Below are 24,117 nucleotides of genomic sequence, written 5' to 3' on the forward strand. Positions count from 1 at the left end.
CACAAAGAGAGCGCCAGGATTCAACACCTCGCATGCTTTTTAGCACATCACTGGAGGAAGTACCATGCCTATACCAATCGTTACTTTGATACGGCTCTTACTGATCATTTGCGCAACATTGCTTCTTACTCCTATCAAACAGGCAGTAAGCGCTTCGCCATCCCTCTTTTACACTGTTCTGCCCTTAAACATTAGTAAAAAAGATTGCCTGAGTCGTGCATACACAGCAATTGCTTCTGAAGTAACAGGACAAATCCTGCAGCGTGCAGATGATGTTGCGCTAGTCAACAACGATTATAACCTGGCCGTACATTGCCGACGAACCAGTGATAAAAAGAGTTTCATCACCATCATGGTCACCCACCAATCGAGTTTCCAGGAAGCCAAAGAGCTTGCTTTGAGTATTCAGCACGCAATGGAAACCGGCTCGCTCAGATGAGCCTGTTGATTGAAAAATTTCAGGGTACCTCTAAAAATAGTTGGAAATGGAATAAGATAAGCAATTGTTTCTGCCAGCACCTTCATTCCGACCTCCCAGTTCACATACATATCTATATAAAAAACCGTAACTGGACAAGGTGTAGCGTGCAATGATCCGGTTGTACCGTCTGCATCGAGGTCACAGATCTGTTCCTGCTATGAGCACAATTTACGCGACACTAGGGAGTGGCCTACTATATAGCTACATGAAAGAATTAGAATTGCGAAAAAGTGTTTCTCTAGTCCTGACATAGCCTTTCCCTTAAGCGATCAACTGCGATTGGCAGGCTCATTTATGATTAGCAAATTTCCCCTCAAGAATTTTTCATTATTTCTATTTATATCTCATTTATGTAGCTAATTAACGACAAATTACTTCACGTAAAAACAGATAGTTATACAGATAGCACTAGATATGTTAATAAATTGGCGACAATTTATTTATAATCTTTCATTCATATTTTAATCAAGCATTTGATTATATTGCATAATATTTATTGGCACGGATATTGCTGACAGAGAACATAATAATAATTATTATTAATTGTTTCTTGATTTACATCAAAGTATCGTAACTGATAATCATTAATAATTACTTTATTAAGTATCTAATCCATTATCAACAACAAAAAATCAATAACCTCTAGGGCTGATTCCGGTATTGGGTAATGATTACGCTTAATCAAGTGTTTGAAAGTTTTATCTTAATTTTTAAATTTTAGGTATGAAGCATTAGTAGATATCGTCAAATTGCAAGCAGTATCAGCTTACTTATGATGCTGGCAACGCACTCTTGCAGATGCCAATAATTATCAGTTCATTCAAGTGCAGTCAAAAGCCACCTACTATTGAAGCATTACGCTTACTCAACGTTATTGCCACAAATTTATTTCAGTAGTTACATGCTTGTCTGGCCACCTCAGGGTTTAAAAAGTGTGCTTTTTTACCTTTACAAATTTATAACCCTGTTGAGGTAAGAAACCTCACAGATAAAGACTGCCTTTAAAAGCAAATTAACTTTTTCTAGCGGTTGCGCTTAACCCCCACACACAAGAAATATCAATCTTATTTAATTTAATGAGGGCTTGGATCATGCCAAATGATTTTAAGAAATTAAACTCCGTGATGTCACGACTCGTGTTATTAATTCTCTTGCTATGCATTATGCCAAATGCAATAGCGCAGGAAGAAGATGATTCTGAGGGAGAAGCCCCAGACATCGTTCTCCGGGGTGATGGAAAATGCACAAAATGCCATGATGAGACCAGCGATTATCCGGTATTTGCCATTGGCAAAACCAAACATGGGACTGTGGCTGATAGTCGCACTCCAACATGTACAAGCTGTCATGGAGAGAGTGATCAGCATATGAATAACGACGATGCGATGCCGCCACCACCATCACGTACCTTCGGGAAGAATTCGACGACTCCTATTTTGGAGAGGGATCAGGCATGTTTAGACTGCCATCAAGGGGGTAAACGCATGAATTGGATAGGCAGTGCTCATGCGAACCGGGATATAGCTTGCACTTCTTGTCATCAGATTCATACCGACCGAGATAGAGTCCGTGACAAAATGACTCAATCAGAAACATGTTTCACCTGCCATAAGGAGCAACGCGCCCAAATTAACCGTCCTTCCCGCCATCCCATTCGAGAAGGAAAAGTGGTGTGCTCAGATTGCCATAATCCGCACGGCTCAGCTGGTCCAAGCATGACAGTACGCGATAGCGTCAATGAAACTTGCTTTACCTGTCACATGGAAAAGCGCGGACCCTTCATTTATAACCATCCACCTGCCCAGGAAAATTGTGCAATCTGCCATAACCCGCACGGCACAACAGCACCTAACTTGCTCAAAGTGCGTTCCCCTTTCCTTTGCCAGGAATGCCATGAACCCAATAGTCATCAGAGTTCCCTCGGAACGATCACTGGAGCTTATGCGAGAAATACACTCGCGAGAGGTTGCATGAACTGCCACACCAACATTCATGGCAGCAATAATCCAGAAAATGTTCGCAATGAAGGACTCTTTCAACGCTAATTACCAGGAGAAACAGCAACATGAAACTACCTTTTTCTTTTCAGATCAAGGTTGCCGCTACCTTGCTGATCATAGCCAGCTCGGTTTGGGCAGAACAGGATGAGGATATTAAACGGCTGACTAAGCCACAGAGCACCATTAATTTTGGCGCAGGCTATCTATTCAATGATAATGCTCGCTTTGGTCAATTTAATGGCTTACGTGACGATGGTTTTTACGGGATTTTCAATCTCGACATAATAAGAAGAAATGACGATACCGGCACTTGGTTTAGGCTACAAGGTCGTAATCTGGGTTTCAGGAATCGGGATGTCCGGCTTGAACATAGTAGACAGGGTAATTGGGGTTACTTTTTTGAATTCAGCCAGACCCCACGATACGAACCCTTCACAGCCAATACTGCAGTTGGAGGCATCGGCAGCTCCCATCTGCAGGTTCCCACTACTCCCACGGCCGGAGGCCCTGAGCATCTTAAAACCGAACGAGAATCTTTTGCATTTGGTATTAATAAATTCCTTCCTGCAAATTTTGAACTGCAACTCCATTTCAAGAATGAAGATAAAGATGGCGCCCGCATATTCGGACGAGGCAATCGTTTAGGCCCTCCTGGACCCACTGCAGTAGGTGGTTATGAATTCCTTCCTGAGCCTATTAATTACACCACGCGTATATTTGGTGCCACACTCAATTATAACGGTAAAGATCTCCAGTTATCCGGAGGATACTATGGAACACTTTTTGAAAACAAAAATAAAGCCTTGACCACTACTGGCGGCAGCAGTGTAGGCGGAATTTTTGCACCTGCCTTATTTACTCCCATCGCACTACCCCCCGATAATCAAGCCCACCAGGCGTTTTTATCTGGTGGGTATTCCTTTAATCCCCATACACGGGGCACATTCAAGGCTTCCTATACGATAGCAAGCCAAACAGATGGCTTCTTTCCAACCCAGCTTGCAGCTCCTGGCGCTCCGAGTAATCTGCATGGCAAAGTGGACACCACATTAGTGCAAGCAGCTCTTACTTCTCGACCGTTATCCAAGCTTAACTTACTGGCAAATTTCCGCTATGAAGATCGTGAGGATAAAACGCCTGTTTTTCTTTACAATCCGAATGCCTTTAATGTTGATTTGAATGGAAACCGTTGGACTGGATTTAACACCCCACGTTCTTTCAGGACCTTTACCAATAAATTTGAAGCGAACTACGCATTGCCAATGAATTTGCGCCTGATTGGTGGTATTGATTATGAGCACTGGGATCGGACGGGAACACCTCAAACAACAGGCCATCGAAATAGTACTGACGAACTATCCGGACGCATAGAATTAAGGCGTACAATGGCAGAAACTGTGACAGGAACCCTTTCATATATACATAGTGACCGCTGGGGTTCGCATTTTTTAACCCAAACCACAGCAACAGGCCAACCATTCTTTAACCTGATCGCACCGATCAATCTCGCTGATCGCAATCGGGACAAAGTGCGATTATTGCTTAATTGGGAGCCTTTTGAGCCTCTATCCGTGCAAGCCGCGGTAGACCACTCATGGGACGATTATAATGGCGACCGCAATAACTCAGGCTTTGGTATAAAAAAAGGTATAGCACGAAACTACTCGCTGGATGCTGTTTATACATTTTCCGAAAATTTGCAAGCAAATGCATGGTTCTCACGGAATGAAACACAAATCGATCAAGCTAACAGGACACCTGCGCCGCGCGTGCCCTGGTCTGTTAAGCTGGAGAATTTGAGCACTTCATTTGGAGTTGGCATAAATGGCAGACCCCATGAGAAACTCGATATCGGCACCAACATTACTTACTCTGAAATAACTGACAAGTTTAAACAATCAATCACTGAAGTTGAATGTTGTCCTGGTAATACGCCTGTACCCGATATTAAATTCAAACAAGGTAGATGGAATTTATTTGCAAGATATGCCTTACAAAAAAATCTAGGCCTTCGCCTGGATTATATTCTGGATTATTTTAAAACGAACGAGTGGACCTGGAGCGGATGGACTTATACCGATGGCACCCGCTTAAGTCAGGATCAAAGGCAATGGGTCAATTTCCTTGGCATTTCTGCCTACATAAATTGGCAATAATTCAACGCAGAAAGAAAACTGGCCAGCTGGATAAATCTGCTGGCTAGAAAGTTCCAGGATAACAAGTTAGGGTATGGCGCCTGGTAAGCGTTTTACCGTACTTATCGCTTTCAGATAAGCGATGAGTTCCTCTATCACTTTTTCCCGTACTGAAATCTCGGCTACCAGTGGCGGCATGGTCGTGTTATAGCGAATACTGGATGGGTCATCAATCCAGCGTTTCAGATATTCTGGCTGGATATACTCGGTCACACTAAGCGGATAATTTAATTCAGGCGCCTTGCCACCACCTTGACCATTGATGGTATGACAGGCGATGCAGTGCTTGCGAAAATGCAGGAACCCTTGCTGTACTTGCTGAGATGCATTGGCTGGCGGGAAAAGCGCTGGAAAACGGGCGGCAAAAGAGGTCAGATCAATCTCTTTTATCTGATAAGGCATGCCGGCTGCCCCTTCTTCGCGTAATTCAGTTGACTTCAGATTATCCCATACCAGGTATAGCGGCTCTAATTCAACCGTTTCATTATTCTGCAATACGTTTTCCAGCGTAAACGGTGAATCATCTGCGCTAGCAAAAGCAAAATAGGCGTCATATGCAAGAAACTTTGCTACGGGAATGCTTGGCTGGTAACCATCTGCACAGAGAAAAACGATCTCTTCCGCCTCTCTCCAGTTTTTGCCAAAAATATGATCAAAAAGTGACCGTGCTGAATAAACTTGGTAAGTGCGCATTGTTTTATCATGTGGCTCATAAATTTTGAGAAAACGCTCAGATGCAATCGCCGCGAATTCTTCCAAATGCAGAATTCGAACGATCTCGCCCTTGTTTTTAAATTCAATCTTCGTGTTAATCGTACTGCCTTGGGCAAATGCCAAGTTGGTTAAACCCATCATCACGTACACAACAACAATCATGAATCCACAATACCAAAGATTTCTCATTTTTGTTCTACCTCATGATTTTAGTTAAGCTACTTATCCTCTACTCTTCTGATAGATTTAGCCAAAGTACAATGTACGCCGACACATCAGCAAATAATAGCTTTAGGTGCTCAATCCATTAGAAGTAAGTAATTTTTTTTGATCCGCTCTTTTGACAAACACATCGAAAGATATATCTGTCAATGCTTAAAAAGAAGATAGCAGATTATGAAAACGGCTAGCTGAATAAAACTTGATACAAACTGAACGAGAACGCAGCCGATCAGTTTCATTCAAATAAGCTAGGTCCAATGAATGAAAACGGTTGCTCGTACTTTACCGCACCTACCTCTATTAAAAGGCATACTGTTCCTTCGCTTCCGGCAAATTTTTTTATCATTCTGCCTAAAGCGATAGCCCAAAATCAAACTCCTCTATATCTTCTTTTATTTCGCGCGCTAGCGCTTTCAGCTGATCAGCTTAGATCCCTTGATGACATTGTACTTATGACCGCAAACACATTTGACGAGGTTGGGTGTTACATCAACAATATGTAGACACATGGCTGCATAGTTCAGTCATTGGGTTGGATTCCGGCTTACGTCGGAATGACGGTGCCTATAGCGTGCACCGGGAAAACAATATCGCCAGATTCATTCTTCACTATTTGTTCTCACGACCTAGGGATCGCTTTATTATAAAAAATTTATTACCTGATCAGTCTCGACTGTCTCTTGAGAGATCGGATTGATCGTATCACCAACCCGGAGATATCAATAACGAAATCGAATTGGCAGTATAACGCCAATTCTCTGCTCATCCGTCATTCCGGCATAGGCCGGAATCCAGTCGCAACTGTTACAAAATCTCGGAATACAAATCCCACCATGCCGGGTTCTGTTGCTCGATCAGCTTCAACTTCCAGTCACGTTTCCATTCCTTGATCGCCTTTTCGCGGCGGATTGCTGACTCCATGGTTTCATGCAGTTCAAACCATACGAGCGTATGAACCCCGTATTTCTGGGTAAATCCCTTGACGATATTATTCTTGTGTTCCCAAACACGCTTGACGAGGTTCGATGTCACACCGACATACAAGGTACCGTTTCTACGGCTAGCCAACATGTAAACACAAGGCTGCAAAGTTTAGTCACTGCTCTGGATTCCGGCTTACGCCGGAATGACGGTACCTATAGCGCACACTGTGCAATTGATACCGTCTGGTTGATTCTACATCACATGTCTTCACCATCTTAATATACAGGCTTCTTCTTAAAAAATCGTTACTATTGATCAGTCTTAGTTGCCTCTTGAGTGACCGGATTGATCTCGTTATCAACCTGGAGAATATCCATAACGAACTCGAATCCGCAGTATAACGCTAATTCTCTACTCATCCGTCATTCCGGCGCAAGCCGGAAGTATCAATTATATGCAGCGAAAATATTTGTTATTCTTACCCCGCTTTGTTTAAATTCTGAATTTTTAAAGGCGCCTTCTAATACTTCGCAATAGAAATCCAGCTAGTGATTATATTGTAATTATAAATATTTTTATTTTTCGTTCTACTTATAAGCTCAGAATTATAAACTCCAAGAATTGTGAATATATTCCTTCCATTATTTATACTTATCTACCCTCTTGGTAGTTCAATTCCTCGAAGTCGACGGTATAGAGTAACTGCAAATGAATCCGTCATACCTGACACAAAATCAGTAGCACTTAAAAGGCGCTCATAATGTGTTTTACCTTTTCTAAATTGCTCTGGGATGATTTCCAAAATTTTCTTTTCTGTCGATGATATTGAGCATCCAATGCCAACTAGGGCTGGCACAACTTTGTCCAACAATCCACCAAGCATTTCAAAACCGACTGCTTCGATATAAAGAACGTTTGGTGCTGCATATACTTTTTCTCTGGATAGTGTTTTAATAGCTTTAAGTTCGTTATTAAATTTGCATTGCGACATGAGGTCTTGTTCGTGCGTTTCTTCCATAAGTTCCTCGTAATGCTCCTAAAATACCGATACTGCATCAAGGATCAAAGAATTAATTGCTCTTGCTCGCAGGTATTCGAATCTACTCTTGTCATTATCTATGCCCGTGTATGAACCCGACATTAGAGCTGTTTTTGAATCAAATGCAATTGGCTCCAAATGTTCTGCTGCCTCCTTAAACGTGACGCGCCCAAGCCGATGACCATCCTCCAAGTCAACGATTCGATAACAAATATCGTCCGCAGCTTCCATCAGAAATGCTAGAGGATGGCGGGACCAGGCGCCATCCATTTTCTTCTTTAAACCAAGGCCATCTGCAACTTTTATGAACCATTCCTCATCACCAATGACAAAGCCAAATTTTTTCTCACTAACCTTCACTGAACCTTCCAAAGATGAGATATGAGCTCGGCGCGGATACTTGCTATAAGCACCGAGCACTGCATATGTGAGTTGAAGTCCTCCCCATTGATATTGTTTTGCAGGCGGCTCAACACACGAAAGCCTTGTGCATTACCCGCAAATTCGAGAAAATCTTGTACCTGTTCAGAAGCAAGATCTTTTAAGTACGACTTACCAACGCCCTCAAACCACGTCCTGATCGCATCTTCACCAGAATGACCAAAAGGTGGATTACCAATGTCATGTGCCAAGCAGGCAGCAGCAACAATATTCCCAAACTCTAGTGCTTGAAAGTCCTTAAACCCACTGCGCTCTATAATTAAGCTCCCGGCCAGTGTACCCAGGGGCCTACCAACACACGACACTTCTACGCTGTGTGTTAACCTAGTCCTGACGTAATTGCTCTCAGCCAGCGGGAAGACTTGCGTCTTATCTTGAAGACGCCGAAAAGCACTGGAGAAAACAATACGTCATAGTCACGCTGATACTCTGATCGTGCATCTGTTTTCTGTTCCTGACCGCGACCTAAACGCTCGGTCGACAATAGCTGCTCCCAATCCATATTTACTATCTCTTTCCAATCAATAAATTTGTCAGATTAAAAAAATAAAAACCAGCAATTATGCTGGTTTTTATCTGTTTTTAACAAAAACTCTTGCAAGAGTTAGAATGGAATATCATCTTCCAGATCGTCAAACCCGCTACCTGTCTTATTGTAGTTGGCAGGTTTATTAGCGTAGCTCGCACTGCTATTGTATTCCCCTTCTCTGTCAGCAGATTCGAAGCTGGCACCGGTTGCGCGGCCACCCAACATTTGCATACGGTCAGCGACGATCTCAGTGGTATATCGCTCAATATTAGATTTATCCGTCCATTTACGTGTCTGCAAGCGCCCTTCAATATAAACCTGAGAGCCCTTTTTGAGATATTCGCCCGCAATCTCAGCTTGCTTGCCAAACATTACCACACGATGCCATTCGGTTCGCTCTTGCTTTTCTCCACCTTTATCTTTCCAGGTATCGGTGGTGGCAATATTCAAATTGGCCATGGCGTCACCGCTTGGCATATAACGTACTTCCGGATCCCGTCCCAGGTTTCCAATTAGGATAACTTTATTAATTGATGCCATTTATGCACTCCCCTTTAATAATTGGACAACTCTTTGTTCATCAAACCCTTTGAGGTCGACTTTTAGATAAGCCACCTGCTCATTGGCCAATACCAGCGCTTCATAAACGCCGGGCAATGCTGCCAGTTCACGCGACAGCCCATTAGCTTGAGCCGCATCCATCTGTTCGACATGGTACATTTTGGAGCGCACTGCTGCAGGTGCTTTCATGGTAGCTGCCAGATACAACCAGGTAACCAACAATAATGCGCAGAAGGCAGCAATCGCATCCATGCCGTAATGCTGATAAAAATACCCCCCCGCGCTTGCGCCAACAAATGCACCCAAAAACTGGGTACTGCTGTAGACTCCAATGGCCGTTCCTTTCGCGCCAACCGGTGCGATTTTTGAAATAAGCGAAGGCAGGCTGGCTTCCAGCAGGTTGAAAGCCGTAAAAAACACCAGTAGTGCCACTGCGGTTCCCCATAAGGATTGATGCATGAGCGCCAGTAAAATTTGCCCCGCCAGTAGCAGGACGACTGCGGCAACGAAGATGAGTTTGAGTTTGGCTTTCTTTTCCCCATAGATAATGGCAGGCACCATCAGTACCACCGATAAAACCAGTACCGGCAGATAAATCTGCCAATGTTGCTCCGCCGCCAGCCCCGCATCACGTAGTGACAGTGGCACGACCAGCCAGAGCGCCATCAATACGGCATGTAACGCAAAAATACCATAGTTCAGGCGCAATAATTGCGGATCACGCAGAACATCGGCAAAGCGTCCGGTGGATACTTCGGTATCGGAATGAAAACGGCTGATGACAGGATCAGGGATCATTTTGTTAACAACTACAATCGCCGCGATCGCTAAGATACCTGTCATAATGAAAATACCCGGTACGCCGATCCATTGGTTCAGCAAAGGCGCCAGCATCAGTGAAAGTGCAAAGGTAGCACCAATGGTCATACCGATCATGGCCATGGCTTTGGTGCGGTGCTCTTCGCGAGTCAGATCAGCGGCAAGCGCCATAACCGCTGCAGAAATCGCACCTGCGCCCTGAATGATACGACCGGCAATGACCCAATAAATATCAAGGGCAGTAGCGGCCATGAAACTACCGATGGCAAATAGCACTAGTCCTAAATAAATAACAGGCTTACGTCCGATGCGATCAGACATCCAGCCAAACGGGATTTGCAAAATCGCCTGGGTCAGTCCGTAAGCACCCAATGCGATCCCCACCAGCGTGTAATTATCCCCACCGGGAAGATGTTCTGCAAATAGCGCAAAAACGGGCAAAATAATGAATAGTCCAAACATGCGCAATCCATACACACCGGCCAGGCCGATGGAGGCGCGCTTTTCTAGCGGAGACATTTTTTCGGAAGTTGATAATGCAGACATGAATCAGATTGTGAGAAAACTGGAAAATTAGGTATATTAGCAGGTTGACCCATACTTAGGTAGCTGATGGAACTGATTAAGATTCGCGGGGCACGCACCCATAACCTCAAAAATATCAACCTCGATATCCCGCGCAATAAACTGGTGGTGATAACCGGCTTATCCGGCTCAGGTAAGTCCTCGCTCGCATTTGATACCCTGTATGCGGAAGGACAGCGCCGCTATGTCGAATCGCTATCCGCCTATGCGCGGCAGTTTCTACAACTGATGGAAAAACCCGATGTCGACCTGATCGAGGGATTATCCCCTGCCATCGCCATCGAACAGAAAGCTACTTCACATAATCCACGCTCAACGGTTGGCACCGTCACCGAAATCCATGATTACCTGCGCTTGCTGTTTGCGCGCGTGGGCGAGCCGCAGTGCCCGGAGCACGGTATTACCCTGTCCGCCCAGAGTGTCTCGCAAATGGTGGACCAGGCGCTGCTATTGCCAGAAGGCACCAAACTGATGATACTGGCCCCGAGCGTGGTCGGGCGCAAAGGAGAGCAACTCGATCTATTCGACGAACTGCGTGCGCAAGGATTTGTGCGCGTGCGGCTCGATGGAGAAACGTATGAAATCGACAATCTGCCAAAACTGGAAAAAAACAAGAAGCATACCATCGAAGTAGTCATTGACCGGTTGAAAATATCGCCTGATGCCAAACAGCGATTGGCGGAATCGTTTGAGACCGCCTTACGCCATGCTGATGGCCGCGCCTTGGCCGTAGAAATGGAAAGCGGCAAGGAGCATCTGTTTTCTGCTAAATTCAGTTGCCCGGTATGCAACTATGCCTTATCAGAGCTGGAGCCGCGCTTATTTTCCTTCAATAACCCGGTCGGCGCCTGCCCCAAATGCGATGGGCTGGGACAGATTACCTTCTTTGATCCTGAGCGGATCGTTGCCTTCCCGCATTTGTCCCTTGCTTCCGGCGCGATCAAACATTGGGACAGGCGTAACCAGTTTTATTTCCAGATGCTGATGGCACTGGCCAGGCATTATGATTTTGATCTGGAAACGCCCTTCCAGCAATTGGACGAAAAAATCCAGCGCATCATTCTGCATGGCTCCGGCAAGGAAAAAATTAAATTTTCCTACCTCAATGAAAGTGGTCGACCCTATCAGCAAACACATGCTTTTGAGGGCGTCATTCCCAGTCTGACACGTCGCTATAAGGAAACCGATTCACAAACCGTGCGCGAGGAATTAGCGAAATTCATCAACTCGCGCGCTTGCCCGGATTGCGAAGGGACGCGCTTGTGCCGTGAAGCACGGCATGTGCAGGTCAATGGAAAAGCTATCTATGAAATCAGTGCATGGCCGCTCAAGCAAGCGAAATCGTTTTTCGATGAGCTAACGCTGGCTGGACACAGACAAGCAATTGCGGAACGAATCATACGGGAAATCGCCAGCCGCCTGCAATTTCTCAACAATGTCGGACTGGATTATTTGTCGCTCGACCGCTCTGCTGATACCTTATCGGGCGGAGAATCCCAGCGTATCCGCCTGGCGAGTCAAATTGGCTCTGGCCTGACAGGTGTGATGTATGTGCTGGATGAACCTTCGATCGGACTGCATCAGCGCGACAATGGCCGCTTATTGGAAACGCTGCAGCACCTGCGCAATCTCGGCAATAGCGTGATCGTGGTGGAACATGATCAGGATGCCATTCAGCTGGCCGATCATGTGATCGATATGGGACCTGGCGCTGGTGAACATGGTGGCGATGTCATTGCGCAAGGTACCCCGGCAGACATTCAGCAAAACCCCTCCTCGCTGACTGGTCGCTACCTTTCAGGCCGATTAGCCATCGAGGTGCCACCAAGCCGCACTTCCCCCAATCCTGAACGTATGCTGAGAATCACCGGCGCATCTGGCAACAATCTAAAGAATACCGATCTCAACCTGCCTGTTGGCCTGCTGGTCTGTATTACCGGGGTGTCGGGTTCAGGCAAATCCACACTGATCAATGACACGCTATATTGCGCTGTGGCGCAACATCTCTATGGCAGCAGCACGGAGCCTGCGCCTTATCAGGAGCTTGAAGGCATGGCCTTTTTTGATAAGGTGATCAATATGGATCAGACACCGATTGGCCGCACCCCACGCTCTAACCCGGCTACTTATACGGGCTTGTTTACGCCGATTCGTGAACTGTTTGCCGGTGTCCCGCAGGCACGTGAGCGTGGCTATAATCCTGGGCGTTTTTCGTTCAACGTCAAAGGAGGACGTTGCGAAGCTTGTCAGGGGGATGGCGTCATCAAGGTAGAGATGCATTTCTTGCCAGATATCTATGTCGCCTGCGACGTCTGTCATGGCAAGCGTTATAACCGGGAAACACTGGAGATTCAATACAAAGGCAAAAACATCTACGAAATCCTGCAGATGACTGTGGAAAATGCTTTTGCATTCTTTGAGTCCGTGCCGGTGGTCGCGCGTAAACTGCAAACCTTACTGGATGTTGGATTGGGCTATATCACACTCGGACAATCGGCTACCACGCTCTCAGGCGGGGAAGCGCAGCGTGTAAAACTGTCACTGGAACTGTCCAAACGTGATACCGGCCGCACGCTTTATATCCTTGATGAGCCTACTACCGGTCTTCATTTCCAGGATATTGATCTCTTGCTAAAGGTACTGCACCGGCTGCGTAATCATGGCAATACCGTTGTCGTGATTGAGCATAACCTCGATGTGATTAAGACCGCGGATTGGGTCATCGATCTTGGGCCAGAAGGGGGTCATGGTGGCGGCCAGATCATTGCCGAAGGTACACCAGAAGATATCGTACAAAACCCGGTAAGCGTCACCGGCGAATATTTGAAACCGATGCTTGCTGCCGCGAGTAAAAAGGAAAACACAGAGGTAAGCGCTTGAACCCACGCGAACTGTTGCTCAACAGTTTCCAGGCAGCGCTAGCTGCAGCTGACCCGCTAAAAATCATCCCGACTCATTTACCGAGTCCACCCGAAGGAAAGACCCTAGTAGTAGGAGCAGGCAAGGCTGCCGCAGCCATGGCGCAGGCAGTAGAGGCACATTGGCCAGCGAAAGCAAATTTAGAGGGTATTGTCATCACACGCTATGGTCACGGCCTGCCTACCCAGAAAATAGCAGTCATCGAAGCGGGTCATCCGTTACCTGACCAACATGGTGAACTAACCACAAGAGCGATTCTGGCACGAGTGCAGACGCTCAACGCTAACGATCTGCTGCTTGGATTGTTCAGTGGCGGTGGTTCCAGCCTGCTATCATTACCGATTACGGGCGTGTCAGTGGGTGAACTTAAGGATATCACTCGACAACTGCTGCTTTGTGGTGCATCGATCCAGGAAATCAATACGGTGCGCAAACATCTATCCGCCGTACTGGGTGGCAGACTGGCTGCTGCTTGCCGTGCGCCGATCCATTGCTTGATTATTTCCGATGTCACCGGAGACGAACCGACGCATATTGCCTCAGGCCCTTGTGCGCCTGATCCCACTACTTATGCTGACGCGCTCGCTGTAATCAAACATTATGCCGTCCACGCTTCTTCTCATGTCATGAATATTCTGCAGAATAAAAGTCAGCATAATGAAGAAGAAACTCCCAAACCGGGTGATCCCATTTTTAAAAATGTAAAAAATTGCGTTATTGCCACGGCGCACCAATCACTCACAGCCGCTGAGCATTTCTTTCGCATGCACCACATCACGCCGCTGATGCTGGGCGATACCGTCACCGGAGAAGCCAGGGAAGTGGCCAAAGTATATGCGGCCATGGCAAAAGAAATCCGCCATTACGGTAAACCGTTTAAACCACCCGTAGCATTAATCTCAGGTGGAGAAACCACTGTAACGGTCAAAGGTCATGGCCGAGGTGGACGTAATACCGAATTTTTACTCTCGCTCGCCATTGCATTAGATGGACTGAAAGAAATCTATGCCCTTGCCTGTGACACCGATGGCATCGATGGCACAGAACAAAACGCAGGCGCCATCTTCACTCCCGATTCGCTCACTCGTGCTCATCAGTTTGGTCTCAATCCCAATCCCCTGCTAAATAACAACAATGCCTATACCTTTTTTGAACAACTCAATGACCTGCTCATCACTGGCCCTACCCGCACTAATGTGAATGACTATCGAGTGGTTTTGATCTTATAGAGATTTTTTATCTATTCCATGGCCAGTGATTTACTGGTTCGGCGAAATGAAGTGCCAGCTTTATTCAAGATGATTCTGTTGAAGATCTCATTCTATTTCTAAATCAAACCTGACTTTGTCGGTTTCAACTTGACGCATTATTTATATACTTTCAGCATATTACCTCTTTGTCATTTTTTATATGAAAAAGGAATTGAAATTCTTGTTTTTCAAGCGATGAGGCCGCTTGTATCATTTCTACTATCACTGCAGCCACAAAATCAATTAAGTTTTTTTCACCAAGTGCCGATAACTAAAACAGATTTAGTTGCAAAAATTAAACGAGTAAGGAAGTTACCGTCTATTTTATGCAATGAAATTCTGAAGAGCGCTGAATAATTGAATGTAATTAAGTGCGAGGGAGTTGTTCCAGCAATATCACTCCAGTTCGAAGCAGATTGCTGACTGTCAGGTCGATCTAATGATGGTTTTCATGAAGTTTTATATGAATATCATATACCACCTGCATCGATTTAATTAATAACATTCATGCGTATTTATCCATTCAATTGAAGGAGTTTTTAAATAATGGGACATGATTCATTAGGCGGTGGACACGGGCATGGACATGGGCATGGACATGGGCATGGGCATGGGCATGGGCATGGAAACGAACATGGGCATGGGAATGGGAATGGGAATGGGAATGGGAATGGGAATGGGAATGGGAATGGGCATAATGAACAAAATGGTCTAAATCTTAAAGAAATATTAGAACAGCTTTTAAAGGATCATACTCCAGATCATGCTCATAAAGTTGATGCACATTTAGAATATCTTAACCACTCGAAAGATGTTGAGCATTTAGAATACACAGACAATTCACAGCATTTAGAATATTTAGAAAGCTCAGAGCATTCTCAATATTTAAATCTTGATGTGGAAAATTATGAAATTCCTGCTTTGCATCAGCTTGATAATGGTAGCTATGGTAGTGATTCTCTAGTTGGCGGCTATGGTGATGACATCATCAATCTCGATGGGCTTGGTGATCACATTATTCAGATTGATAATGACCATCTACCCTTCCAACTCGGTGATATTCATGCTGGTGCAAATATGAACTTGTCCTTTACTCATGTTTCCCAGATCAATAACAGCTTTACCTTTGAATTTACGGATGGTGATTCATCAATTACGTTAGTTGGTGTATCTGCTAGCGAAATTACTACCCATATGGAGATATTCAATTTGGTTTAATTAAATCAACATATGTAGGATATGTTCTAGATAGCCCGCAAGAAATATGCGGGCTTTTTTTATAACCCAAAAAAACTATTGTGTATAGACATTTCATATATCCGGATCGATAGAGATTTAATGACAAAAAATATATTGATTCCGGCAAGACTTATTATATATGACTAAAGCAAGCATTTTGGTGTGAGCCAGGCGCTGGTGAGCCGCACATAAAATCAGCGGAAAAGAAAGAGAATGTCAAATATGAGGCATGGTTCTATACATAGCTCTATCATCGGCTTAATTCTTCACCGGCATAGCCAGTTAGGAAACTTCGCTTCTTCTCGAATATCCAATTAATGGTAGTATTACTCGATGCCATAAAACATTTATGGCGTGCAATGCGAATCACAGGTTGATCTCAATATAACAGGATATCCTAAAATAGGACTGTCATTGTTTCGAAGATATTAAATGGTAAACCATGACACAACACACCAAATTGTTGTTAAAAGAAAGCTATGCCATATTAGCAAACTTTAATATCGTCGATAACGTCGATATCGTTAAGCCTGACAATCTCAAAAAGATCGGAAAAGTTATTATGATCATACGCGCTTACAGAGATATCAAGCCGGAACGCTATTGGGACGTTCCAGAGGGAATTGCTTGATGCACTTTACTTTAATTGCAGAAGGTCATCGCTATTATGCCAAACGTTCTAATTACCGGTAGTAACCGCGGACTCGGCTTGGAGTGGTGCCGTCAATATGCGGCGACAGGTTGGCGTGTTTTCGCCACTTGTCGATTTCCTGCACAAGCGGAAGAACTGCAGCAGCTGGAAATCGAGCACAATGCCTTAACCATACATCGACTGGATGTGACCGATTCCATTCAAATTGACGCCTTGGCAAGAGAACTTGCGGACCATCCTATCGATCTCTTGATCAACAATGCAGGGGTCTATTTCGAGAAATACATTCAGCCAGAGCAAGACATTGATTATGCAGCCTGGTCCCACACTTTCTGCGTTAATACGATGAGCGCGTTACGCGTGAGCCGCGCGTTCCTTGATCATTTGCGGCATAGTCAAAAGCGTTTAATCGTTGCAATCAGTAGCCACATGGGCTCCATTGCCGAGATCGAAAGCCCTGGTAGTTACTACTATCGTTCCAGTAAAGCGGCGTTGAATGCCACCATGAAGGGATTTTCATTAGAGCTAAGGCCGCAGCAGATCGGAGTATTATTGCTGCATCCCGGTTGGGTACAAACGCGGATGGGCGGTCCGGATGCGCCACTGACTACCCAAGAGAGTGTCAAAGGGATGCGCGCTCTAGTCGATGCCTTTTCCCTGGCAGATAGCGGTCGCTTCTTCCGCTATGATGGCAGCGAAATCCCCTGGTAATAAGACAAACTGTACCATGAATGATCTGTTGAGCCGCTTGAGTAGTTTAAGCTGGGCGGACCTGTCTCGCCACGGAGTAGGGAATTTGCGGTAAGCTGTATGCTTTATACATGCGTTATAGAAAAAAAGAGGTTGAATTTTTAATGCATAAAATGGTGTGGCGATAATGGGCAGAATATGGGAGCTTTTTGAATCACGCGTAAGTCATCTTCGTTTTCAGGATGAAAAAGTAGAGCTACATTTTTCCTTTACCTACATTCATTTGGAACACAAGCCGGCTGTCGTCTGGAGCCAAGAGGTGATAATGCTTATGGAGCATGCTCAGCTTGAAGTACCGTTACCACCACTGCCCAATACTGCGATCGAGGGTTATTTAGAGCTGAACGGGAAACATTATGAGTCGATCCCGCTTCCGCTACCTCAGCCTCAGACTCAGACTCAGCCTCAGAAGCAGAATAGCCGATTATATTTGCAGTTTGCTGATGAAAGTGTACTGGCGTTACATGGCGAGCATTTGGAAATCAGACTGGTGGGCGAAAAGCTATTTTTGAGCGATCGATCGATGAGATCGAAGAACAAAAATATTTGAAGATGGCTACAAATTTATTCGAAAAATAGACTCTAAAAAGATCAAGCGCTCATTCTCATAACAGCTTTTATTTTCGCCATATGGTGCCATGAATGACAATACTGAGCTGATTTGCTGGCTGCTTCACCCTCCATTTCTTCAGCGATCTTCTTCGTTATTGGCCAATTAATCATAAAAACTTTAATAGCTAAGGGCTAAAAGTTAAGCAAATTAGGTAAGTAACGTGAATTCGACATAAGAATCATCAAATCACGACTGGAAGAGCTTGAGGGAGCCTGATATTAAGTGAGGGTTTCTTCTCGCGAAAGGTGTAAGCCACCAATCCGGCTATCAGATTAACAAAAAAGTTAACTGGGCTGCGATGGCGGGAGTGCTCGATTTGCGAGATATTCTTCAATGGGTCATTGACGCTCTCAATGATCGAACGTTTACGTAGCAGCAGCTTGTCAAACAACGGCAACAGCTTGTTTTTCATGTTCTTGCGTACTTTGGTGATGAGCTGCACGCCTTGCTCGCGGAGTTGCTCAAAGAGTGATTGCGAAATGTAGCCCCGGTCACCGAAGAGTTTGCCAAACAAGGAGCGCGTCACCTCTGGTACCGGGTCACGGTCATCCACATTGCCCGCCGTTATTTTTACCCCTGGCAATTCTCCCTGGTCATTAATGACCAGGTGCAGCTTGAATCCATAAAACCAACCCATGCTGGTCTTTCCCCGGGCAGCAAACCCTGCCATTACTTGATGAGACCCAATACGGCGATTATGGCACACACTAATCTTAGTCGAATCAATGAAACTGATCCCACTACATTGCCCAAAGCGACTGGTCAGAAAACAGCACAAAGGCACCAGGCTACCTTGCAACAGCTCCACAAAGCGGTGGTAACTCACCAACCCTGGAAAATAATCGCGCTGATACCTCAACACGTAATTCAGGTAATAGTGTTTAAACGTCCGGTACCCGGATAGATGAAACCCGACCATGATGGTCATGATTTCGCTTAGACACAGCGCTCCTTGCCGCCGACGCTGTTTCAGCGATGACTCTAATAAGTGCTGCTCCCATTGCGGCTCAAACTCTTTACAAAATTCGTCACTCTCACAAAAAATCGTTGTAGTATCCATGGAAATCTGACTCCTCTCATGATGAAATTCTTTTGCAAAACCATTTCATCATAAGGAATTCAGGTTTCTTTTACAGCTTTTCTTATGTCGAACTCACGTTAAGTATATTGTTTTGCTTGGTCGTAATACTTTATTACTCAAAATAATGCGCCACTTCTGTATTTTTCGGTATGTAGTCAAGTTGTTGCATTAATCTTTCAAGAAATGGTCGCTGCCCTTTCAAGATTTTCTTCTTAGCTTCCTGTACTTCAAACCATTGCGCTCTATCGACTTCAGAAAACTGCTGAATTTTGCCGCTCCTGGGTGGCCATTCAATGCTAAACAGGTTACTTACGATTTTTGAAGTGTCAAAATTATGTTTTAAAGCCCATGCATGCACTATTTTCCGACTAGGCTGTTTTATTTCACCCAGGTCAATAAACACGCCGTCTACTTCATGTCCTGTTTCCTCTCGAAACTCTCGTTTAGCCGCAGCGAGCGGATCTTCATCTTTTTCATATATCCCTTTTGGGATTGACCATGCTCCATCTTCCCTTTTTGCCCAGTGAGGCCCGCCAGGATGAACCAGCATGACTTGAAGCTTGGCATCAATAAAGCGGTACAAAATAATACCTGCACTTTGAACGCTCATGAGTAATTCCATTTCTAAATCAAAACTGACCTTGTCGGCTTCACCTTGCCGTATTATTCATATTGACTGCGGTTTGCCTTCGTGCCATTTTTTATTTGGAAATCGAATAAGGGTGAAGCTTCGCATTTAGATAGCAGCCAGGAGAAATACTGAAGTTATGGCATAACGTTAAGACATACTGACGATGCTATTATCATCAAGACGCGTTCTGTATGCAATTATTCTGTTTCAAAATGGCACAGACAGCCGCCTAAAGGTTACTCGACTCATCCAGTGTGCAAGATTATTTTCAGGATGATGTATGGAATTTTCAATTGTTACTTTTTTATTAATCATGATCGCAATAGTGCTTTCAGATGTGTGATAGGCACTCTATTTCATTGATGTAGAAGAAAGAAGAGCACACCCCGCTGCATTCTGGTCGGCCATGATTATCCTAGGCATAGCATTTATCGTCACAAATTATGTCGAGAACAAAATCGATATCTCTGCTGCCTTTTTAGACGCATATTTAGGTATCTAAACCACCATTAAGTGGATGGTGAGAAAAGAAAGGGAGCAAAATTCTAAACCTGATAAGGCAGTATCAAAGAAATTAACCTCTATATAATTACTTTTCCGGGGCAGGTGTTTCGGCTTCCGAGAAAATACCCACCCGAGCGATGCCATCGTTACCGATGACGCCGCGGTACATTCCTGTGGTATTGAAGCACATGGCATGATTGCCTTTTGCATCCAACACAATCAAGCCACCATCGCCCCCCATGGCGGCAATTTCTGCCAGCACATTATTGGCCGCATCCGCAATCGGTTTGTGCTGTAACCGCACCTGTGCTGCCGTATGGAACGCAGCTGCAGCTCGGATGAACATTTCTCCCGTGCCGGTGGCAGATACCGCAACCGAGCGATTGTCCGCATAAGTGCCGGCACCAATGATCGGCGAATCTCCCACGCGTCCGAAGCGCTTGTTCGTGAGCCCGCCCGTTGATGTACCAGCAGCGAGATTACCGTGACGATCCAGCGCCACGGCACCCACCGTACCGCGCTTTTCATGCTCGTCTGGCAATAATGTCGCTGCACCAGCATCGTGATCGCGCAGCACGTGTTCTTTGGCCATCGCTTTTTGTAACTGATCCCAGCGGTATTGTGTATAAAAATAAGACGGATCTACGATCGCAAGGCCCTGTTCAGCAGCAAAGGTTTCAGCACCCTCGCCCATCAGCATCACATGCGTGCTTTTTGTCATCACGGCATGAGCAGCGAGGATCGGATTACGGATCGTTGTAACCGCAGCAACAGCCCCAGCCATGAGCGTGGAGCCCTCCATAATCGAGGCCTCCAGTTCGTTGCGGCCAGTATGGCTGAACACCGAGCCTTTGCCAGCATTAAACAAGGGCGAATCCTCCATTATTACGATTGCCGCAATCACAGCATCAATGCTGCTGCCACCCGCTGCAAGTACCGTATAACCCGCCGTCAAGGATTGAACGAGCGCCTGTTTGTAAGCATGATCGAGTTCTGTTTTCAACTTACCACGCTTGATAGCACCAGCGCCACCGTGAATGACCAACCGGATGGGTGAGATATCAACCATTACGGAGTTAATTCCCATTTTTCTCCCAAGATAAGCGTATTGATCTTGTTTTTAATATCCATGAATCATTCTAAAATTCCCATTGACTACTTGATGATAGAAATCTCTTCGAGATTTTCTCATTCTCCAAAATGGTAAGGCCGCTGCGAGGTATATTTTATGTCACTGCAAAAACAAATGCTGTGTTGCGCTCGTTGCAGAGAACTGCCCTGCGGTCCCATAAAGATCGGAAGGCATCGTGCCGGCCATGTTGGCCCTGCCTTCCGTATCAGGTGGGGCTGCAATGCAGCTCTGAACCAATCCGCTCGTTATAAGCATCGCCTCGCTACGTCAACGTGTCTTCAAGAACTCCGTCAGAGCATACTTCTCCTCGCTGGAAAGTTCTACCCCAAAATAATGCCCTTGATTTTCAATGAAATCCGGACAGAGGTTAGCGCCACTGTTGGGATCGATGCTGGCGAACTGGGCGATAGGTGTCCCGACAGGAAGCGTCACAACACCGGATGGAGTTGGCAATTGCACTAAGTCGCTAGTCCGCTGAATCGACCCGGGTTCGTCCCGTTTGTCAGGGTTTAACAACAGATCCATCGCATCCTGATAAGCTGTGATAAGGCTGGCGACTGACGGATCACCAGGATGACGGCCCAATCGATTATTGTGGAAGAACGGGGCTGTTGCCCAAATACCAACCAGGGGCATGTTGCGGTAGAAACCTGGTCCGCCAGTAGGCCGCTCCTTGTATTGGTCCGAGGAAAAAGCGGCCCAGATGTGTCCAGCCATCCAGTTGGTAGTACGGGCGCGGCAACTGTTCGTACCAATTTCCGAGAATGGGTGAATCAAATCATCGGAGAGCACGTTGTGCTTGATAGAACGGTCTCCATCCGAGTGGCAGGATGCACACGCGCGCGAAAAGACTTTCTTGCCTGTACCAACGACCTTCCAGTCGATAAAGTTAGCACCCTCCGGAGCATTCACCAGACTTGGAGGACGAGGGGTTTGCAGGAAGGCGCAGAGTTTTCCTACCGACTCTTCTGCCTTCAGCAGCTCAGGACATATCTGCCTGCACTCAGCAAGATCGATGGGCGTCTGACTTCCTCCAGGGCCGTTGGCAAGATGCCCAACCATGCACTCTGCCGCACACATGCCTATGTTGAAATAAACCCGAATTGTTGCCTGCTCACAACCGATATCATCTTCTCCTCCCTGCCCGCCGCGATGAGCACGAACAGGCTCGCCATTCATAGTCACATCGAAAAATGGACGGTCCGGTACGGACCAGATCGGCGTAATCATCCCGGGATTATTGATGTGATCGTTTTCTAATAAGGTGGTATCTACGGTGCCTGGCGCCCAGCTGGAGAAAATCTGGTAGCGGGGATCGTGCGGTGAAAGGTCCCCCTTGAAGATCTTCCCGATCTGCAGAAACTGATTACCGACGGTGGGGTGAATATTTTCCTGCTGTGGACGGTTCGGGTTTGCAGGGGGACGCACAGGATCAAACCCCACGTGGCAAGCAGCACAAGTCACCCCAATGAGTGGGGCCCCTCCGGAAGGATTGGGAAATTTGCGTACGCCAATGACACCGGTAGACTCGGGATCAGCACATTTATCAAGGTAACTGGTCGATGCATCACCTGGAGTACAATCTGGGTCATTGATAACCCCATACTCGTCGAAACGGCTATCTCGTGGCGTAGTTAACATTTGATCAAAAGCAAGACGAAGGCTGAAAGGCGGATTAGGTAAAATATTACTGAAAAAATGTTCACCACCGAACGTGCTCTTGAACCAAATATCGCGCCCCTCAGCCACATCCTGATCGTTTCCTGCAGAACATGTCCCAATTACAAGGAGCGTAATGAAGTACGTTGTAATAGCTGATAGCATTTTTTTCATATCTGTCCTCCTTAAAAACGGCATTCCCACCAGGGGATAAAAAAATGGCAACCCTATAACAATAGAACGAATTAACGGTTAAAATGCCGCAATGTTAGGTTTAAACTTCTTCAGAAAATTGTGCCTCATTTCAATCTGGTAATGCTTTAATATCTTGATATAGTTTGTTGTCTTGGATGAATAGCTTTTAAAAATGACCCGTATGCGTGTAATGGCGAGTCGCAATAGGTATAAATATATCGCTACACTGCGTTATAGCTAACTATTCACTCTCAATTCATAAACAAGGACACTTTATACCTAATCATGTTTCTTCGAACTCGTCAAGAATTTGCTCATATAACTGCCGATCAGCATCACTGAACAAAACAAAACGGATATGCCTAACAATCAAAAGCCTGGGAAGCATATTGAAAATTGTCTGAAAGGCGATCCTGGTAGCTAATTCCAAGGGGAAGCCAAAAAAGCCCGTCGAGATTGCCGGAAAAGCAATGGATCGGATGCGATTATTCTCGGCCAATTGCAACGCATTACGATAACAAGAAGATAGCAACTGATCAGAAGGCTCATCTTTACCGTAGACCGGCCCAAGACAATGAATAACATAACGGTTTGGCAGATTATGTGCTCCGGTTATGACCACCTGGCCAGGCTGAATAGGTGCAAGCTCGCGACATTCTTCTTCGAGGCCAGGGCCTGCTCCCCGATGAATCGCGCCTGCCACACCACCCCCCATTCGCAACATGGCGTTAGCCGCGTTCACAATGGCATCCATATCAGCTTGAGCTGCAATATTTCCCTTAACACACTCAACCGTTACGCCGAAGAATTCATGCTTAATCATAAATTACTTCTCCCATTATTAGGTTAGAGTAAATTAATATCCCTTAATCGCTTTACTCTTTTTATTCCATTGCTAAATCAAAACTGGCTTTGCCGGCTTTACCTTACCGTATGATTGATACTGTCTGCGGCTCGCCTTTGCGCCATTTTTGATTGGGAA

At 45.6% G+C, this 24,117-nt stretch carries 23 protein-coding genes; 9 read left to right on the forward strand and 14 right to left on the reverse strand.

Annotated elements, in window-relative coordinates:
* Window positions 1–64: 64 nt before the first annotated feature.
* The 3 genes from AAW31_RS00470 to AAW31_RS00480 all read left to right on the forward strand — a co-directional run bounded on the left by AAW31_RS00470 (window position 65) and on the right by AAW31_RS00480 (window position 4,637).
* The gene (locus tag AAW31_RS00470) at window positions 65–439 is read left to right on the forward strand and encodes a hypothetical protein (protein WP_046848737.1); all 375 of its coding nucleotides are present in this window, start codon (window positions 65–67) and stop codon (window positions 437–439) included.
* 1,133 nt (window positions 440–1,572) lie between these two features.
* Window positions 1,573–2,526: a DmsE family decaheme c-type cytochrome gene (locus AAW31_RS00475; protein ID WP_200899675.1), complete on the forward strand. Its 954-nt coding sequence runs from the start codon at window positions 1,573–1,575 to the stop codon at window positions 2,524–2,526.
* A 20-nt stretch (window positions 2,527–2,546) separates the two neighbouring features.
* The gene (locus AAW31_RS00480) at window positions 2,547–4,637 is read left to right on the forward strand and encodes an MtrB/PioB family decaheme-associated outer membrane protein (protein ID WP_046848738.1); all 2,091 of its coding nucleotides are present in this window, start codon (window positions 2,547–2,549) and stop codon (window positions 4,635–4,637) included.
* Window positions 4,638–4,703: 66 nt separating this feature from the next.
* Here AAW31_RS00480 and AAW31_RS00485 read toward each other — a convergent pair whose 3' ends face one another.
* From AAW31_RS00485 to AAW31_RS00510, 8 genes are all read right to left on the reverse strand, one after another.
* Window positions 4,704–5,579, reverse strand: a complete 876-nt coding sequence (locus AAW31_RS00485) for a c-type cytochrome (RefSeq protein WP_046848739.1) — start codon at window positions 5,577–5,579, stop codon at window positions 4,704–4,706.
* 837 nt (window positions 5,580–6,416) lie between these two features.
* Window positions 6,417–6,683: a GIY-YIG nuclease family protein gene (locus AAW31_RS00495; RefSeq protein WP_144412797.1), complete on the reverse strand. Its 267-nt coding sequence runs from the start codon at window positions 6,681–6,683 to the stop codon at window positions 6,417–6,419.
* 508 nt (window positions 6,684–7,191) lie between these two features.
* The gene (locus AAW31_RS21610) at window positions 7,192–7,554 is read right to left on the reverse strand and encodes a hypothetical protein (protein WP_052751972.1); all 363 of its coding nucleotides are present in this window, start codon (window positions 7,552–7,554) and stop codon (window positions 7,192–7,194) included.
* An 18-nt stretch (window positions 7,555–7,572) separates the two neighbouring features.
* Entirely contained in the window at window positions 7,573–7,995 is a 423-nt protein-coding gene (locus AAW31_RS21615; protein ID WP_200899676.1) for a hypothetical protein, read from the reverse strand.
* Window positions 7,932–8,423, reverse strand: a complete 492-nt coding sequence (dgt, locus tag AAW31_RS21620; RefSeq protein WP_200899763.1) for a dGTP triphosphohydrolase — start codon at window positions 8,421–8,423, stop codon at window positions 7,932–7,934. Before dgt ends, AAW31_RS21615 begins: the two co-directional genes overlap by 64 nt.
* Window positions 8,336–8,518, reverse strand: coding sequence for a hypothetical protein (locus AAW31_RS21625; RefSeq protein ID WP_200899677.1), 183 nt, complete (start codon window positions 8,516–8,518; stop codon window positions 8,336–8,338). Before AAW31_RS21625 ends, dgt begins: the two co-directional genes overlap by 88 nt.
* 102 nt (window positions 8,519–8,620) lie before the next feature.
* Window positions 8,621–9,085: a single-stranded DNA-binding protein gene (gene ssb, locus AAW31_RS00505; RefSeq protein WP_046848742.1), complete on the reverse strand. Its 465-nt coding sequence runs from the start codon at window positions 9,083–9,085 to the stop codon at window positions 8,621–8,623.
* The gene (locus AAW31_RS00510) at window positions 9,086–10,444 is read right to left on the reverse strand and encodes an MFS transporter (protein WP_046848743.1); all 1,359 of its coding nucleotides are present in this window, start codon (window positions 10,442–10,444) and stop codon (window positions 9,086–9,088) included.
* Window positions 10,445–10,537: 93 nt separating this feature from the next.
* Here AAW31_RS00510 and uvrA point away from each other — a divergent pair, with 93 nt between their 5' ends.
* From uvrA to AAW31_RS00540, 6 genes are all read left to right on the forward strand, one after another.
* On the forward strand, window positions 10,538–13,390 hold the full coding sequence (gene uvrA / locus AAW31_RS00515; protein WP_046848744.1) for an excinuclease ABC subunit UvrA: 2,853 nt from the start codon (window positions 10,538–10,540) through the stop codon (window positions 13,388–13,390).
* The gene (locus tag AAW31_RS00520) at window positions 13,387–14,658 is read left to right on the forward strand and encodes a glycerate kinase type-2 family protein (protein ID WP_046848745.1); all 1,272 of its coding nucleotides are present in this window, start codon (window positions 13,387–13,389) and stop codon (window positions 14,656–14,658) included. The genes uvrA and AAW31_RS00520 overlap by 4 nt, the downstream gene beginning before the upstream one ends.
* Window positions 14,659–15,225: 567 nt before the next feature.
* Entirely contained in the window at window positions 15,226–15,897 is a 672-nt protein-coding gene (locus tag AAW31_RS20295; protein ID WP_046848746.1) for a hypothetical protein, read from the forward strand.
* A 463-nt stretch (window positions 15,898–16,360) separates the two neighbouring features.
* Window positions 16,361–16,549 carry a hypothetical protein gene (locus AAW31_RS00530; RefSeq protein ID WP_046848747.1) on the forward strand — a complete coding sequence of 63 codons (189 nt, stop codon included), beginning with the start codon at window positions 16,361–16,363 and terminating at the stop codon, window positions 16,547–16,549.
* 36 nt (window positions 16,550–16,585) lie between these two features.
* Window positions 16,586–17,281, forward strand: a complete 696-nt coding sequence (locus AAW31_RS00535; protein ID WP_046848748.1) for an SDR family oxidoreductase — start codon at window positions 16,586–16,588, stop codon at window positions 17,279–17,281.
* A gap of 166 nt (window positions 17,282–17,447) precedes the next feature.
* Window positions 17,448–17,870, forward strand: a complete 423-nt coding sequence (locus AAW31_RS00540) for a hypothetical protein (RefSeq protein ID WP_046848749.1) — start codon at window positions 17,448–17,450, stop codon at window positions 17,868–17,870.
* A gap of 244 nt (window positions 17,871–18,114) precedes the next feature.
* Here AAW31_RS00540 and AAW31_RS00545 read toward each other — a convergent pair whose 3' ends face one another.
* From AAW31_RS00545 to AAW31_RS00565, 6 genes are all read right to left on the reverse strand, one after another.
* Complete coding sequence (locus tag AAW31_RS00545; RefSeq protein WP_046848750.1) at window positions 18,115–18,993, reverse strand: IS982 family transposase; 879 nt, start codon at window positions 18,991–18,993, stop codon at window positions 18,115–18,117.
* Window positions 18,994–19,126: 133 nt separating this feature from the next.
* Complete coding sequence (locus AAW31_RS00550; protein WP_046848751.1) at window positions 19,127–19,624, reverse strand: NUDIX domain-containing protein; 498 nt, start codon at window positions 19,622–19,624, stop codon at window positions 19,127–19,129.
* Window positions 19,625–20,234: 610 nt separating this feature from the next.
* Window positions 20,235–21,236: an isoaspartyl peptidase/L-asparaginase family protein gene (locus AAW31_RS00555; RefSeq protein WP_046848752.1), complete on the reverse strand. Its 1,002-nt coding sequence runs from the start codon at window positions 21,234–21,236 to the stop codon at window positions 20,235–20,237.
* Between the two features lie 144 nt (window positions 21,237–21,380).
* A complete protein-coding gene (locus tag AAW31_RS21030; RefSeq protein WP_158441313.1) occupies window positions 21,381–21,536 on the reverse strand; it encodes a hypothetical protein in 156 nt (51 codons plus the stop codon).
* Window positions 21,537–21,548: 12 nt separating this feature from the next.
* Window positions 21,549–23,114: a c-type cytochrome gene (locus AAW31_RS00560; protein ID WP_046848753.1), complete on the reverse strand. Its 1,566-nt coding sequence runs from the start codon at window positions 23,112–23,114 to the stop codon at window positions 21,549–21,551.
* 304 nt (window positions 23,115–23,418) lie between these two features.
* Complete coding sequence (locus AAW31_RS00565; protein ID WP_200899678.1) at window positions 23,419–23,958, reverse strand: macro domain-containing protein; 540 nt, start codon at window positions 23,956–23,958, stop codon at window positions 23,419–23,421.
* Window positions 23,959–24,117 lie beyond the last annotated feature (159 nt).

The organism is Nitrosomonas communis, assembly GCF_001007935.1.
Lineage (GTDB): Bacteria > Pseudomonadota > Gammaproteobacteria > Burkholderiales > Nitrosomonadaceae > Nitrosomonas > Nitrosomonas communis.